The organism is Pedobacter quisquiliarum (assembly GCF_014642175.1).
In the GTDB taxonomy this organism is placed as follows: domain Bacteria; phylum Bacteroidota; class Bacteroidia; order Sphingobacteriales; family Sphingobacteriaceae; genus Pedobacter; species Pedobacter quisquiliarum.
In genome coordinates this window covers 1-15486 of the sequence record NZ_BMIL01000016.1, presented here as the reverse complement: position 1 = coordinate 15486, position 15486 = coordinate 1, and the positions used below count along the sequence as shown (strand labels likewise).

The 15486-nt window shown below is 39.6% G+C and carries 13 protein-coding genes; 3 read left to right on the top strand and 10 right to left on the bottom strand.

Annotation, left to right across the window (positions count from 1 at the left end):
* Positions 1–152: 152 nt before the first annotated feature.
* The 3 genes from IEW69_RS16660 to IEW69_RS16650 all read left to right on the top strand — a co-directional run bounded on the left by IEW69_RS16660 (position 153) and on the right by IEW69_RS16650 (position 3660).
* The gene (locus IEW69_RS16660; protein ID WP_188628008.1) at positions 153–965 is read left to right on the top strand and encodes a helix-turn-helix transcriptional regulator; all 813 of its coding nucleotides are present in this window, start codon (positions 153–155) and stop codon (positions 963–965) included.
* Positions 966–1026: 61 nt separating this feature from the next.
* Positions 1027–2685, top strand: a complete 1659-nt coding sequence (locus tag IEW69_RS16655; RefSeq protein ID WP_188628007.1) for a serine hydrolase domain-containing protein — start codon at positions 1027–1029, stop codon at positions 2683–2685.
* Between the two features lie 354 nt (positions 2686–3039).
* The gene (locus IEW69_RS16650; RefSeq protein ID WP_188628006.1) at positions 3040–3660 is read left to right on the top strand and encodes a dihydrofolate reductase family protein; all 621 of its coding nucleotides are present in this window, start codon (positions 3040–3042) and stop codon (positions 3658–3660) included.
* A gap of 311 nt (positions 3661–3971) precedes the next feature.
* Here the strand turns inward: IEW69_RS16650 and IEW69_RS16645 are convergent, their stop codons facing one another.
* From IEW69_RS16645 to IEW69_RS16605, 10 genes are all read right to left on the bottom strand, one after another.
* Positions 3972–5036, bottom strand: a complete 1065-nt coding sequence (locus IEW69_RS16645) for a transposase (RefSeq protein WP_229663664.1) — start codon at positions 5034–5036, stop codon at positions 3972–3974.
* Positions 5037–5038: 2 nt separating this feature from the next.
* Positions 5039–5506 (bottom strand): transposase, encoded by a 468-nt coding sequence (locus IEW69_RS16960; RefSeq protein WP_229663663.1) that lies wholly within the window; start codon positions 5504–5506, stop codon positions 5039–5041.
* A 327-nt stretch (positions 5507–5833) separates the two neighbouring features.
* On the bottom strand, positions 5834–6619 hold the full coding sequence (locus IEW69_RS16640) for a glycoside hydrolase family 16 protein (protein ID WP_188628005.1): 786 nt from the start codon (positions 6617–6619) through the stop codon (positions 5834–5836).
* Between the two features lie 85 nt (positions 6620–6704).
* A complete protein-coding gene (locus IEW69_RS16635) occupies positions 6705–7964 on the bottom strand; it encodes a YaiO family outer membrane beta-barrel protein (protein ID WP_188628004.1) in 1260 nt (419 codons plus the stop codon).
* A gap of 23 nt (positions 7965–7987) precedes the next feature.
* Entirely contained in the window at positions 7988–9427 is a 1440-nt protein-coding gene (locus IEW69_RS16630; RefSeq protein ID WP_188628003.1) for a glycosyltransferase family 2 protein, read from the bottom strand.
* Positions 9414–10514, bottom strand: coding sequence for a HEAT repeat domain-containing protein (locus IEW69_RS16625; protein ID WP_188628002.1), 1101 nt, complete (start codon positions 10512–10514; stop codon positions 9414–9416). The genes IEW69_RS16630 and IEW69_RS16625 overlap by 14 nt, the downstream gene beginning before the upstream one ends.
* Positions 10514–10873 (bottom strand): response regulator transcription factor, encoded by a 360-nt coding sequence (locus IEW69_RS16620; protein ID WP_188628001.1) that lies wholly within the window; start codon positions 10871–10873, stop codon positions 10514–10516. Before IEW69_RS16620 ends, IEW69_RS16625 begins: the two co-directional genes overlap by 1 nt.
* Positions 10874–10903: 30 nt before the next feature.
* Positions 10904–12010: a sensor histidine kinase gene (locus IEW69_RS16615; protein WP_188628000.1), complete on the bottom strand. Its 1107-nt coding sequence runs from the start codon at positions 12008–12010 to the stop codon at positions 10904–10906.
* 7 nt (positions 12011–12017) lie between these two features.
* Positions 12018–14060 carry a hybrid sensor histidine kinase/response regulator gene (locus IEW69_RS16610; RefSeq protein WP_188627999.1) on the bottom strand — a complete coding sequence of 681 codons (2043 nt, stop codon included), beginning with the start codon at positions 14058–14060 and terminating at the stop codon, positions 12018–12020.
* The gene (locus IEW69_RS16605; RefSeq protein ID WP_188627998.1) at positions 14047–14865 is read right to left on the bottom strand and encodes an alpha/beta fold hydrolase; all 819 of its coding nucleotides are present in this window, start codon (positions 14863–14865) and stop codon (positions 14047–14049) included. The genes IEW69_RS16610 and IEW69_RS16605 overlap by 14 nt, the downstream gene beginning before the upstream one ends.
* Positions 14866–15486 lie beyond the last annotated feature (621 nt).

The window sequence follows — 15486 nt, the reverse complement described above, 5'->3', positions numbered from 1 at the left end:
GCCTAGGCTAGGGAAGTAGAAAAGTGAATTAAAGTTTGTTTTTTGACATAGTTCGTAGCAACTCCAGACACTTCAGTTGACATTTTAGTTTGATAATCTATTCTTTTTTACGATACTTATTCTGGAACGATTTACTAAGTACCTATAAAGGAATGAATAGCCTGCATGCCGGTCAGTTTTTTGGTGTAACTAATACAAACATCCAGATAGGCGGTTTAACCTTAACTGATACGGAATACACTCATCCCTACGTAGACTGGCACTACCATGAAAATGCTTACTTTACTTTTATTCTTTCTGGAAATGTTATAGAGGGTAATCAGAAAGAAATTTACCACTGTTCTGCAGGAAGTTTACTTTTCCACCATTGGCAAGAGCCTCATTATAATATAAAGCCCAAGGGATATACAAGAGGCTTTCATGTGGAGTTAAGGCCTGACTGGTTTGAAGCCCATGGGCTTAAATCCAATAGTCTTCAGGGAAGCATTAACATGCAAGATCCACACTTAATAAAAATGATGTACAACATTTTCAAAGAAGTGAAACTGGATTATAGATTGGGAGGATTAGCTATTGAAAGTTTGCTTACACAGCTTTTGGATACAGCAGCAGAACCAAATCAATCCTCCTTTAAACAGAAACCTATATGGGCACTGCGACTTAAAGACCTGCTGCATGATTCTCCTTGTGCAACCTGGACGCTGCAAAGCTTATCTGATGAATTAGCTATTCATCCCGTTCATCTATCCAGGAACTTCTCAAAACACTTTCAATGTAATTTAGGCGACTATATACGAATGCTGAAGGTACAAGCGGCATTACGAATGTTCCAACACAAAGATAGTACACTTACAGAAATTGCCCTGACTTGTGGCTTTGCCGATCAAAGTCATTTTATCCGTTCGTTTAAGGCTTTGCATCATATCACACCATTGACCTTTAAAAAGCTTCTAAAGAAAATCTAAATGTTAATTCTGTTCTATTTTAGGCCCTGGTTGTTTCACAGCTTTGTTAAAAGCAAAATCTATGATCTTTAGAAGCACAGTAATCATTTTTCTCAATCTATTCTTTTGTCCGTTTGCATTTGCGCAACAAAGCGATACAATTGCTGACACTCCGCGCAATAATCCGAAAACGGATGAAATATATAATGGCAAAATATTGTTTAGCCACCAAGCTAACCCAGCTGAATCTTTTAGTACAGCAAGCTTTCTGCAATCCTATAAGCTTACAAACAAAAGCAATCTCTTCATAACAGTTATTTTAGAGAAAACATTAACAAGCTACCTGCAAGAATTAGCTCCAGGATTGAATCCCGACTCGCTTGCCAAAATAGGTAACTATCAGTTTTCCTTTTATATTGATCAGAATTTAATCTATCAAACAAATTTGCTCCCAGGCGCTCCTAATGCTACGCAGCAACAAACACAAACACGCTGGAATAAACCTTTAATTGATAATGTACATGAAGGCGCATGGTGGAGCCAGTCTGCTTGGAATCGGTTTATGCTAAATGGTGGAGATACGGCGCTTACTGAGGGAGAACATATCCTAAGAATTGAGCTTAGACCCTATATTAGATCTTCAAAATTAAAAGTTGGTCCCCTTATCGCTGCTGGCAAACTGAATATCAATGTAAACCGCAAACCGGTAATTGATATAAATGGAGTCCGCCTTTCCCCGATCAAAGGTTATAATGGTTTTTCAGTCTCTAATGAAAAATTTGATATTAATAGGATTAAGGAACTTCGGGCTAACATTGAAGCAGACGTATTTAAGCATATTACCAGTATAGTTGTAATAAAAAATGGTCGAATACTTGTTGAAGAATACTTTAATGGTTCAAGCCGCGACAGTTTGCACGATGTGCGTTCAGTGGGTAAATCGTTTGCTTCTACGCTAACTGGTATAGCAATCAACGAAGGATATCTAAAATCAGAACAGCAAAGATTAAAAGATTTTTATCGTCTACAATCCTTCCATAACTATAGTAAAGCAAAGGAAAATATTAGAATTGAAGAACTGCTTACCATGAGTTCATGTTTTGACGGTGATGACGGCGATCCACAATCACCAGGAAATGAAGAAAACATGTATCCAACTAGTAACTGGGTAAGTTTCGTCCTCAATCTGCCGGTTGATACGAACAAATATCAAGGTCAATGGCATTATCTTACTGCAGGAGCAATGTTGGTGGGCGACATACTTAATGGTTTGGTTCCTGGTGGGCTGGATACCTATGCAGAAAATAAACTATTCAAGCCTTTAGGTATCTCCAAATATCAATGGCAGTATACACCACAACATGTGGCAAATACCGCTGGGGGAATTAAAATGAACAGTCTGGATTTTGCAAAGTTTGGTCAGCTGTATCAAAATGGTGGCACATGGAATAACCAAAAAGTTCTAAGCAAAGACTGGGTCGCTCAAACGTTTACAAAACACAAGGAGATTATTGATAGAAAGGGTGAATATTATGGCTATTTGTTTTGGAACAAAACGTTCCATAGTAAAAACAAGAACTATGAAACGTTCTACAGTTCAGGTAATGGCGGCAACGAAATATTTGTTTTTAAAGACAAGCCATTGGTAGTTGTCATTACTGCGACAGCTTATGGAAGTGGCTATGCACATCGCCAGGCTAATCTGATTGTAGAAAATTATCTCTTGCCAGCTATATTCTAAGGTAAACTAGCAGCTGAAAGAAAATGAGTTCAATTCGGGTCAACAACACCTCAAAAGGTACCTGGATCCAGATGAATGGCAAAGGCAAAAACATATATCTTGGTTTTTTGAGACAATCCTCTCTCTTTACTATGGCTCTGAATTCGACCATTTTTAAATACCTCATTCGCTAAATAGTCACTGCTACGAATGTCACTCTTAACCAGTGATTTGTTGCAAATGGCCCCTGACTTACTGCATGTCCTTAATAGCTTTAATAGTTGAAAATAACATGAAAAAGCTTAAATTACAATTAACACCCAAGTTAGCGGACATTGCAAGAACAGGTCAAGCAACCAAACAATAAGAATAAAAATGAGTAAAGTAATTTTTGACAGTGGAATATCTCTTGATGGCTTTTTTGCAGGAGACAACAGAAGTCCCCAAAATCCTATGGGAGGAGTTTCAGGGCAAATTCATTCTTGGATGTTCAATCAAAAAGCTTTTTGGGAATATCTGGGGTTTGAAGGAGGAAGGGAAGACGGTGCTGACGGAAGATACATTAGAGAGACAATCGCAAGAACAGGTGCATTCATAATGGGTAAACGAATGTTTGAAGAAGGCGAGGCAAGCTGGCCAAATGACTTATACAAAGCAGCCGTATATGTTCTGACAAACGAGGTGCGAGAACCTTGGATTCAAGAAGGCACGACAACTTTCTATTTTATAAATAATGGGATTGAAAGTGCTATGGACAAGGCAAGACAATCTGCAAAAGGAAAGGACATAAGAATACAAGGCGGTGCAAACACAATTCAACAATTCCTAAATGCAGGATTAGTGGACGAATTTTTCATTCACATTGCTCCTATTTTTCTAGGAAGCGGTATTCGACTTTTTGACGGTATGGACAAAGATAAGTATGATCTACAAATTGAAGAAGTTATACCCTCAGATCTGACAACGCATTTAAAATACAAATTGACAAAGAAATAGAAGAAAGACTCGCTAACATGGATTATGGCACCAGTTAAATTATCGCCATTTCCTCGTTATTGTCGTATGAGGGGGGAATTGACCGTTGTTCTGCAGGTCAGGCTAAAAGGGATATCTTCGTTTAAACTTGTTAACACAGCTGATGGATAGGTGATTAGATTGTTACCATTTTGTTACTGCATTTTATGCGAGAAATAGGATAGCAGCCTACCCATTCAAGAGGTCATATATTAGCAACTAGCTGATAAAACCTTCGTGGCTGTTGCGGAAGTGGTTTAATTGTTCGAATACCGAATTACGCCTCAGTTTATTTAGCCTTTAGTAAAGTCGGTATGGATTAACTTATGTGTGAAATAAGTAAACCAATTTGGCTGTAAGTCATCTATAATAGCTTCGAATACGGCTTTGAAGGGCTTTCTTCCTCCGGTTTTAAGATACTTTTTAAGATTGAATGCAATTGCGGCCATCAGCATAACTTTATGGGCATCGGATTTACCCAGTACACCTATTTTCCTTAAGCCATAGTATTGAGTTAAACTGCCAAATACAGGTTCGACTGTACTCTGCCTCAGTTTCCTCATGTGCCTGCCTCTTTTACTTTGTTGCCTTTGATAAGCCCTGAGATACTGTGCATCATAAACGGTCCGGGTTATTTTCTTACATCGTGTATTCGGTGCGCAGGTAGATTTCATGCGGCAAACTGTGCATTCCTTTGATGCTGCCCAGTAGTTTTTTAATACCGTGCCATCCAGATTAGTATGAAAGCCCTTGAAGGGTAATGGCCTGTTCATCGGACAGCTATATTCATCTTTTTCTTTGTTATAAGGGAAACCTTCTATTTCAGGTTTATATTTTCCAAAGACAGGGATCCAGCCTGTAATATTTCTTTGCTCAAGAAAACTGTAGTTGGAGCCGTTAGAGTAACCTGCATCTGCCAGCAGGTCTGTCATTGCGAGCTCGTTTTTCTTTAAACGGTTTTGAACCTGCAGGCTAATGTTAGGCAGATACTGACTGTCCCTGCCATCGGCAAAGTCGGCCTGGATATGTGAAATCACGCCTTCGGCTGTATCCACCGCCATACTGCAGTGATAGTTAAGCTTTCTGGCCTTGCCGGGCTTTACAGATATACGTGCATCCGGATCATGAGGGTTATAATGGGTCTTATTGCTAAGTAACTGTGCTTTTTCATGGGAAGAGCCAAGCGACCCTCCAGTCTGGTCACTCAGGTTTTGATGGTGCTTTTCTACTCGCTTTAAGTGGTGCTCGGGCGCAGTGACAAATGCCTCTGAAGGAGAGTCATTCTCTTTTTTTGCTTCCTGGTTCTCTTCCGCTACTTTCTTTAGGTGACCATCTATGGAGGTAGACGGCGTTTTCAACACTACACTTCTATCGATGCATTTGCTTTAACAGGTGCTGAATCCACCGCCTGGGTATGGCCAGATACCATGCCGCTGTTTACACACAGGGTAAACACTTTGTTGAATAGCTTTTCAAATAAGGATGCCGGATAAAGCTGCCTTGTTCTGCTTATTGTCGAGTGCCAAGGCAGCTCCTCGTCTATATCAAAACCAAGAAAGTACAATACGTCCATGCGCATGGAGCAATGCTCTACCAGCTTGCGGTCAGAGGTAATGTTCTCCAGGTAACCAGTGAGCAGCAGTTTGAAAAAGACAACCGGGTCAATTGACCGGTTGCCAGTCTTACCATAAAGGTCTTTTGTATCCTTATATAAAAAGTTCAGATCAAGCGTTTCGCGGAGTTTGCGGTACAGGTTTTCCTTGGGAACCCGGCTCGAGAGCTGGAAGCTGGTGAACAGCTTTTCGGTATAGTCCTTTCTGCCTTGCATGCATTTAATTTACGCATTTCGACACTTTAATAAAAGCAAAAATCGACGTTTATTCGAGTTGTGCAACAGTCACTTTCCTTTTTTGAGACACAATAGGTTGAGCTTTCTAAGTACATCTTCAATAAGGGACTGTTATTAGTACAGTGCTACTTGTCCTTCTGCTCATTTTATTTTATTGAGTGTAAACCGTAAAACCCATACTATTATCCAGCTTTTAGAATTGAATGCCAGATTTGGCTGGAAAATTTTAGAGTTTTCGATACTTTCCTAAGGTAAATACCATGGTAATAATAATTAGAGCAAGTTTCGTCAGCTTCGCTTGCACTTTTACTTACCTGCCATATCGGATATTGCACTTATTTTCACCCAATCTATAAACATGAATTCTGTTTGGAAATCGGCCGAACCGATCCACCAGGGAAACCAAACACCTAACCAGAAATGTGACGGTTTATCCGGAATTGATTCAGAAGATGTATAAAGCAATTTATTGTCTACATACCAAGCTACTTTTGAGGGCTGACCATCTATTTCTGCAATCCAATCGAACCTAAAAATGTGGTAGTTACCATCGGCTATATTCCCCAGATATTTATTTACGCTACTATTATCATCAGCTGAAATGCCCCGCCAGTTGGCTAAAGTGCCCCAATTAAGATTATAATTTCCTGATGAATCTAGAGCTGGAATTTCTATATCAATCTCATGGTTCATGTCCCTGTTTTTATAGTAGAACGTCCAGAATGCTGATAGTACACCAAGCTTTGATACAATTTTTGCACAAACCTCATACCGTCCAGGTCCAAATCGTTTTCTTGTAGATACCGCTCCGCCGACGCGCTGAGATTGGCCATGGCCTTTAACAGCACCTGTATACAGATCTCCATTCCCGCAAATCACCAATTTTCCATCTTTCAAATACACATTAGCAGGCACCACTCCTCCGTGACTGATACCTGCTTCATGCTCACCCCATTTCCTGTTTGCAGCTTTCCAAATGGATCGATCCAGCGTTTCGCCACTAAAGTTGTCAAATAATTCTTGCGAATAAGATGTGGAGGTGACCATAAGAAACAATATCATTACTATTATAAAGAACTTTAAAGCTGACATTTCAAGCTAAACTACCATCATACAACAAAAAAAAGTAAAATTTATCTCTTACCATCAGGCTTTTAAAAATGTCTTGCTGAAATTCTTAGAATCTAAACTGATAGGTTAAATTAATGTTATACTGATTTCCCCATTGCTGTTGTTTATATTCTTGATTGAACCATGTCAAACCAATACTGAAGACATTTTTGAAATTTATCGCGTGCCGATATGCTGCTGACAGGTTTGTAGACTTAAGCTGGTAACTGGAGGCAAGAAGCACATTATTCTGCGTATCATCAGGTGAGATCCCCGTTCCAGTACTTAGGCTTAGGTAATCATCCGCACCTCCATAGTAGTACCTAAAGTTCATTGTGTAGGAGTGAGCAATATTGTTTTTAGATGGTGTAAGATATGTTCGTATGTTAAACCAGTAATTCTTATAGTACTTTCCCAGCGCGAGTGTGTATATAGTATTTGTTTGACTAAAATGTATGAACCTGACGCCAGCTTCAGCTTCTAAAGCGACAGGCAGGTTAGCAAATAAGGAGAAGCCTGCTCTGTATTTGGGAAACACGCTTTCATTTGCAGAATAAGCTCCTGACACATAGCCGTAAAACGTTCTAGATATTTTAGGATAGGCTTCCAGCTCTGCTTGAAACCCATTATCATCAAATCGATTTGCATAATTCAAGTTTACGCCCACTGCTCCGAGTTTGGTTTGTCTGGCATATCCAAAACTTGCTATTTGCCAGGGATCCTCAAATTGTTCATCAAAATAGATGTAGTCGTAGCTTAAATTGATTTTATTAAGCGAGCTATTCTCCTTTAAGGTATTAGCCAGTGCCCTTGCTTCTGAATTCTTAGGATCAACTTTTAACAATCGAGTAAGAACCAAGCTAGCTTCAGGAGTCCGATTTAACGAATTCAGTACCCGTGCTTTCAAGAGCAATAACGAACTTGACGTTGGCGAGGCCTGTAGACCTGATTCAATTATTTCTAAAGCAGCTGAGGGATTGCTGTTCCAGTACTCCAGATTTCCATAAGCTAAAGCGGCATCTTCATGTTCTGGCGTTATTTCCAATACATGTTTGAATATGATGCGAGCACTGTCTACCTTTTTGCTCCAGGTGTACAGTCTCCCTAAGAAAATATTATAATCGATGACATCAGGATTTTTTGCAAGAACTCTTTTCATGAGTCTAATTGCTTTTTCATGATCTTTGTGATCGAATGTTGCCTTTCTCGCTTCCTGAAAGAGCACTTCTGTTTTTTCATCTTGCTGCTGTCCCTTACATGGCAGAATTAACAGTAAGTTCAGCAATACAATTACAGAATATCCAAAAAATTTTACCCTAGTATACATACATCGTCTTATAAAATATTGCTTTAAATCTGCGTATCGCTATTTTTTTTGGTATTAAATCCCTGTCGGGTCATTTCTCCCCAACTATGCTTTTTTCTGATGAAGTCCCGGTAGCCCTTTATTGCTGAAAGTACCACGAAAGGATGAAAATAGAATGGCTCTGATAACGCAGCTAAAATTAGTTTTCCGGTATCTTTCAGTCTTCTGTACTGATTGTACGTCGCAACTTCGATGAGGATTGAAAAGGTTGAATACATATAGCCAAAACTCAAAATAAATAGCAGTAGCCCCACGAACATCTGCCAATCGACCAAGCCTAACAGTATTAGTATAATGAACGCGAAAAATCCAACAAACTCTACTATAGGCGCAAGCATTTCAAAGAAGAACCAATAGGGATAGCTGAGCAGTCCAAGTACACCGTATTTGTAGTTGAAAAACATAATCCGGTGAAACTTTAGCGTCTCTATAGTACCTCTTGTCCACCGGTTTCGCTGCCTCCCTAAAATCAGTTTGTTTGTGGGTGCTTCGGTCCAACATAATGGGTCGGGAATATAAGTCACACGGTATGGTAGCTTTGCTTCCTCCATCATCCGGCGCATTCGAACTACTAACTCCATGTCTTCACCAACTGTTTTCACATCATAGCCTCCAGCCTTAATGGCTAAGGCTTTGTCAAACGCGCCGAAGGCTCCGGAAATTAATAAAAGCCCATTTAACCGTGACCAGGCCATACGTCCTAAAAGAAATGCTCGGATATATTCTAGTGTTTGCATCCGTGCAAAATAGTTTTCCGGTAACCGCACCTCTTTGAGTTTACCATCTTCAATCAAACAAGAATTGGCAATCCTAACAACGCCACCGGAGGCGATAACTTTTTGATCTGTTTCCTCGAGAAATGGCTTCATCATCTTCAAAATTGCATCTTGCTCAAGTACACAGTCTACATCAATACAAATAATATAGTCGTGACTGGAAGTATTTATGCCCACATTAAGTGCGTCTGCTTTCCCGCCATTAACTTTATCCACAACTAATAAGTTCTTGTAAACTGGATTACGACTCTTGTAAACTCCCCGTACATCTTTTGTTGGGATTTTGTAATTGACATAAAAATCAACCATTTTCAGGTCGTATGCCGCAATCACTGTTTCCAGGGTGTTGTCCTTACTTCCGTCATTTATAATTACAACCTCCAGATTAGAATAGTAGAGCGAAAGTAGCGACTTAACGTTCTCTACAATTGTAGCAGACTCATTATAAGCAGGCGCCAAAATGCTGACTGAAGGAAATTGAGCTGACGAGGCTAAAAGGCGGTAATCAGTAAAAGCGTTCTTATATAGATACCGTCTTGTATCGCCAATAGAATACAAGGCAATAAAAGAGTAAAATAATAATAATGCCACTGAGTAGGTGAGAATTGTTCCCGTCAGTAAGTTGGAAATGATATCAGCCCAAATCATATGTCAACGCTCTTTTAGCATGCAGAAAAATCATACGGTAGGGGTCTTGCTGGCGCTGCGCTTTGTCCATCAAGATTTGTTCTGCTCCAGCATAGGTGTTCAATAAGGCGAGAGCAGCAAGTAACTTAATGTCATTATCAGAATGGTTAAGCTGTTGCTCTAGAAAAGCTGATTGCTCATCACCAGAAATGGACCGCAATGCAATAAGTATGTTTCGCTTATTGAAATCAGTTTCAGTGACATATTGTTTGACCAACCGGCCGGCTGTTTCCATATTTGCTATTTTGGTCAGTGTAAGAATTGCTTCTGCTCTTATCTTTTCATTTTCATTGACCAGGCAATTAACAACTGCATCATGCACCTGCAACTGCTGAAAGTTAGCTGCAAGTTTCAATGCAAAACTAACCACTTGTGCGTTAGCTGACTGGAGCCATGCTTCTAAGCCAGCAATTTGCTCCGTATTCAATGTTAATAGCTGTTCGGTTAACTTCAGCTGCTGCCACTCCGTTAGTGGGCGTGTTAAGGTATTCAAGAAGGTTAAGCCTGAGAAACCTTCAAAACTTATCATGGCCGTTTGTGCTTCGGCACGTACAAAATCATCTTTGAAGTTGGTATATCTACTGATTTCGACTTTCATATCCTTCTGCATCATCATATATAGTTCATAAATTCCAAGTGCCTTGACATGCCAGGAACTACTTTGAAGTTTTTTCACTGAACTTGCTTTCAGTCCAGATTGTTCATAAACGTCGATGATCTTACCTAATGCACTGCCAGAAATGTTTTTTCTTATTATAATCAGTTGTGCTGTGATGTAAGGGTGATAATCCGGATTTTTGAAATACGCTGATAAATGTTCAGACATTTTCAGGGGCTCATCTTCAACCGCTAACACTTCGGCAATCCAGTCATTGAGCTTGTCTTCTAAGGCCTGTCGAATATCGAGTTTCTTTCTTTTTACTGCCTGGAAAGTCAACGTTACCAGAATGATAATCAAAGCGGTCGCTAGAAAGAACACAGAGGCTATAATTAGCAATGTGAATGCACTGCTATCTGCAATTAAACCAAACAAGTTTATATCTGACATCAACTTTTAGTTAGTCTTTTAACTCTGATTGCAAGTTCGGCAAGACTAAAGGGCTTCTTCACGAATTCATCAGCCCCCAAGCGGTAAGCCTCTTCCACCATTGCTTCTTGCCCCATGGTAGAAAAGACAATTACTGGTATAGATTTGTTAGGCCTTGATTTTATGGCTCGTACAATCTCGAGCCCACTTATATAAGGCAGCATGATATCTGTTAGCACAATATCAGGATCAGTTGTTTCAAATTTCTCCATTCCATCTTTGCCATCAATGGCGACAACTACCTCGAAGCCTTCCTTGCGAAATTTCATTTCTACTGTTTTTCTGATTAGAACGTCATCTTCAACGATAAGAAGTCTCATAATTATACAAGTTTAAGGGTTTAGTTATTGCTATTCCGAAGAAGTCTTTTTCCATTCAAAGTAAAAGGTACTTCCAATTCCTGGTGATGAATTGACCCAGATTTTTCCATCTTGTTGCTCAACATACATTTTTGCGATATTTAGGCCAACCCCAGTGGAGGTCTCAATTCCTGTTGAGGGACCTGCAGTTTCAAAAAGTTCAAAAATTCTTTTGCAATCCTCCTCTTTGATGCCGCGCCCGTTATCCTTTACGAAAAATTCATAATAACGCTCTTTTTCAAGGCTTCCTATTTCAATTTTCATGGTTTGTTTATCATTGTATTTTATTGCATTACTGATCAAATTATGAAATACATGCTGCAATTTTATTCTATTGGTATGAAATATCGGAAGCGTCTCATGGATAATCGTTTCCGCTGGTCTTGTGGTAAACAGTAATTTTACCACTTCCGATACAAGGCTACCGGTATCTACCAAATCCAGAGTAACCTTATCATTAGCGACCTTCGATTCCTGTAGAAGATGGTCGATCATTTTTGAAGACTGCATAGCAGCATCTGAGAGCATGTTCAAGTACTCTGGAATGCCATCAAATACTAGGAGTCGTTCATCTTCAAGCAGTAACTCAACTAACGATATCATTCCTGTTAAAGGCGATTTTAAGTCGTGAGCCACAATGTTGGTGAATTGCTGAAGTTTGCTATTTACCTGCTCTTTTTCCGCCAAGCTGTCCAGCAGAAGCCTTTGATAAAAGTATAATTTTTCAAAGACTTCAACTTTCGATCGGGTAATGTCAACGTTCAGTGGTTTGAACAAATAGTCAACCGCTCCACGATCGTAACCTTTCATGATGAATTTTTCTTCTTTGCTAATGGCGGTAACAAAGATGATTGGTATTAAACTCGAAGGTTTATAAGATTTAACGTAATGGGCCACTTCAAACCCGTCCATATCGGGCATTTGTACATCAAGTAATATCAGCCCAATGTCCTTATTTTTCATCACCAGGTTTAAAGCTTCTGTACCACTGCCCGCTTTCAAAAACGTTCTATTTTCACTTTGAAGCATACCTTCAAGTGCCTCTAAATTAGCCGGGATATCATCCACCAGCAGAATTGGAAATTTCCTTGTGGACATAGTTATCTTATGTAGATGTTAATAGGCGTTTAATTGTATTTAGCAACTTTGATGCATCAACCGGTCGATGAAGTACTACATCAAAGTCTGCACTTTCAAGTTCTTCCGGTTGGAGGGCAGTGTCGGATAGCGCAACAACTTTCAATGTTTGTCTCTGGTCGCGTAATTGTGCTTTTAATGCATCTGAATCAACACTCAAGAGGTATAAATCCAGAATGAGAATTTCTGGGGCCTCAATCAGCAGCTCTTGTTTAAGTTCTACTACTGATGAGGCATGTTGGGCGAAAGCTCCACAATTTGTCAAAGTTGTACTGAATAAGAAAACCTCCCGGATGTCACCAGTTGCAACTAGAATTCTTCTCTGGTTTAATTCTTGAAATTCGGTTGGATCAAGTTCATTTTTCGGTTGTATTGGATTTGCCAAAGACGGAACTTGATTAATTAATACTTCCTCTGCTCTTTTCAAAGGCATTTCTATGATAAATGTACTTCCTAGCCCAAGAGTACTTTCAACTGCAATATCTCCCCCAAATCGCCATACCAGTTCTTTGCATATGGAAAGACCAAGTCCTGTGCCTCCAAAGTTTCTGCTTGTAGTTCCGTCTGCTTGTTTAAAGGCTTCAAATATTTCATTTTTCTTGTTGCTTTCGATTCCGATCCCGCTGTCCGACACGCGCACAATCAGTACTTCTTCCTCGAGTTTACAGTCGAGACTGAATTCTACGCTTCCACCTTCAGGGGTAAATTTGAAAGCATTTGATAGCAGGTTTTTGAAAATCTGACTCAGCCGTAGTCTATCGGTTACTATGAAATCAGGAAGCAGCGGTGATACCTTGATGCTAAAGTTTATATTCTTTGAACGCGCCACCTCGGTAAATAGTCCTTGAATACTTTGCACCATTTCTTTGGTACTTTCAGCTTCCAGATTCAGGTCCATTTTGCCGGCCTCAATTTTGGCAAGATCGAGAATGTCATTGATAAGGTACAGTAAGTCCTTGCCAGCATTCGAGATTATCTTTGCATATCCAACTTGTTTGCTGGTATAATTACACTCATTATTTTCCGCCAGAAGGTTCGCTAAAACGATGATGCTATTCAAAGGGGTGCGAAGTTCATGAGACATGTTGGCTAGGAACTGTGACTTATAATCGCTCGCCCGCTTTAGCTTGATGTTAAGATCATGTATTTCCTGGTCAGCAAAATGTTTTTCTGTGATGTCGTCGAACATCCACAATACCCCTTGTATACTCTTGGATTCCACAGGGGTACAATAAACATTAAACACGCGGGGTTCAGGGTCTGAATAGATCCATTTCCAATCACCTGTAACCTTGCTACCTTGCTGAAAGAGTTCCATTCCGCGCTCAAATATTTCTTCGCGATTACTTGCCAGACTCCTGAATGCTTGCATTTTGCTCGCTAGTAAGCTTGGCTCTACAATGCCAGAGGGTAAATCTAACAAGTGTGAAGCATTTTCATTAACCCAGCTTCGCCTACCGGAATTGTCAATGAATATTATGCTTTGCGGTACTGTCTGTAGAATTGCATTAAAGTAGACTTCAAGTTGTTCAATTGAATATAATACCGTAGAAACTTTTGCTATACGTCGCACCACTGAATAGCATATTTCAATAAATTCTTTGAATTCAGAACTAAACTGGATTGGTTCGTGCCATATCAAAATTACACAACTACGAGGATTATTTCCTATTAATGGAAGAATCACGGTACTTCCCGTGTCACTGTTTCCAGTATTTAACTCTGGAAACGGTTTGCCACTAAAGTACATTGGCATTGTCCCGGAAATGTTTTCAAAGAATCCGGGATCAATCATACTCAGAGGCGCAGGGCCAGGAAAAGCATAGGTAACGGTAGCTGTAACTGGATCTTTTAACTCAATAAAGAAAATATCATTGGCATCAGATAGCTCCTGAAGTTTCAGGATTGGGATTCTTAGGATATCTTGTGCGTCGGCGTTTTCTACCTGATCCAGGCAACGCATGAAATCAACTATTTTCCGAAGCCAATATGTTTGATCAATGTTGTTCATTTAAGAAAGATTCGATAGCTACACTCAACAAATCTGGAGCACTCAGCTGAGGAAAGTGACCTTCTACATCAATTTCGAGTAGCTTGCTATGCTCAATATGTGCATGGAGGTAACGTCCTACTGCTTCAGGTACGGCAACATCGTTTTTCATCTGTATTATTAGGACATCATTTTTTAACTTAGGTAATGCTGATCTACAATCCGATTGAAAAATAACCTTTGCCACTGATAGTGCTATGTTAGGTTGTAATGCGGATAGCGTGCTCCCAAATTCTTGTCCGAGTTCAGGTTTCTCATAATTGCGCATTGCCATAGAAGAAAATCCACTTGCCCACGCATAGTAATTTGCTGTCATAGATTTAAAAAGCACATCTAGATCTTCAGTTGAAAAACCACCGATATAATCCTGGTCGTCCAGGTAACGCGGAGAGGCACCGACAAGAATTAATTTAGAAAAAGCGGACGGATTCCTTATTGCTGCTAATACCCCAATCATCGAGCTAACAGAATGGGCAATTAACACAGCTCCATTCAATTCAAGTACGTTTACGATTTCAAGCAGATCAGAGGCATAAGCGTTAAGTTCCTGATATCTGATCGGACTAAAGGCATTTGGGTCAGATTTACCGCCACCAACATTATCGTACAAAACTAACCGATAATCTGCCGAGAAGGCTTTCTTGACGAAGCGCCAGGATGTCTGGTCAGTTCCAAACCCATGTGCAAAAACAAGCGTTTGCTTTGCTGCTAGATTTCCTTCAACTTTTAAGTTGTATTTATTTACAAGTGACGGTGGTAATTCCAAGGCTATTGTCTCTAGATTTATAGAATGTATACTGATTTGTGTAATTTAGAGAACTACAGAGAAATAGCCAAATTATTTTACAGTTGTTATGCAAACAGGCTAACTAATGGGCAATCTCCGCTATACTGGTAAGCGGGATATATTATTTGGTCTTGCATGCTAAATCAACGAACTCTACTTTTTGCAAGATTGATTTAAAAAGTCAGAAAGGGTTAGAAAGGATCAGAAAAGCAATCAGCGTTATTTTACGAAAAGCATATAGGCAAAATAAATACCTGTAGAGTGTATAGAAAAGGGCAGCTATTCGGCTGCCCAATCCAAAATTAACGCTCTCAATACAAACATAAGAAATATACTTTGAAACCATCAGAGGTGAAGCATAATGTGAAATCGCGTCGTCCGCTAATTTCTCTTTCTGGGACTGATGTTCTTTTTTGGATAAGGCATAATTTAGTTTTAGATTATATAGATATAAAAATATCATGATTTCTATTGTACTAACCCCCTAAAAGACTGGACTAGATTTTAAAAACAATTTAGAACCATTAAATTAGGGTATTATGAAAAAAGAACGGAGATCATTCAGTCCGGAGGATCGCCTGGCTATCGTTCAGGAAGGTC

Excerpts from the sequence above, each read along its gene's own strand:
- IEW69_RS16610 (WP_188627999.1), bottom strand. The coding sequence starts at position 14,060 with ATGAACAACATTGATCAAACATATTGGCTTCGGAAAATAGTTGATTTC.
- IEW69_RS16625 (WP_188628002.1), bottom strand. The coding sequence starts at position 10,514 with ATGTCAGATATAAACTTGTTTGGTTTAATTGCAGATAGCAGTGCATTC.
- IEW69_RS16630 (WP_188628003.1), bottom strand. The coding sequence starts at position 9,427 with ATGATTTGGGCTGATATCATTTCCAACTTACTGACGGGAACAATTCTC.
- IEW69_RS16960 (WP_229663663.1), bottom strand. The coding sequence starts at position 5,506 with ATGCAAGGCAGAAAGGACTATACCGAAAAGCTGTTCACCAGCTTCCAG.
- IEW69_RS16635 (WP_188628004.1), bottom strand. The coding sequence starts at position 7,964 with ATGTATACTAGGGTAAAATTTTTTGGATATTCTGTAATTGTATTGCTG.
- IEW69_RS16615 (WP_188628000.1), bottom strand. The coding sequence starts at position 12,010 with ATGTCCACAAGGAAATTTCCAATTCTGCTGGTGGATGATATCCCGGCT.
- IEW69_RS16655 (WP_188628007.1), top strand. The coding sequence starts at position 1,027 with ATGATCTTTAGAAGCACAGTAATCATTTTTCTCAATCTATTCTTTTGT.
- IEW69_RS16620 (WP_188628001.1), bottom strand. The coding sequence starts at position 10,873 with ATGAGACTTCTTATCGTTGAAGATGACGTTCTAATCAGAAAAACAGTA.
- IEW69_RS16640 (WP_188628005.1), bottom strand. The coding sequence starts at position 6,619 with ATGTCAGCTTTAAAGTTCTTTATAATAGTAATGATATTGTTTCTTATG.
- IEW69_RS16660 (WP_188628008.1), top strand. The coding sequence starts at position 153 with ATGAATAGCCTGCATGCCGGTCAGTTTTTTGGTGTAACTAATACAAAC.
- IEW69_RS16650 (WP_188628006.1), top strand. The coding sequence starts at position 3,040 with ATGAGTAAAGTAATTTTTGACAGTGGAATATCTCTTGATGGCTTTTTT.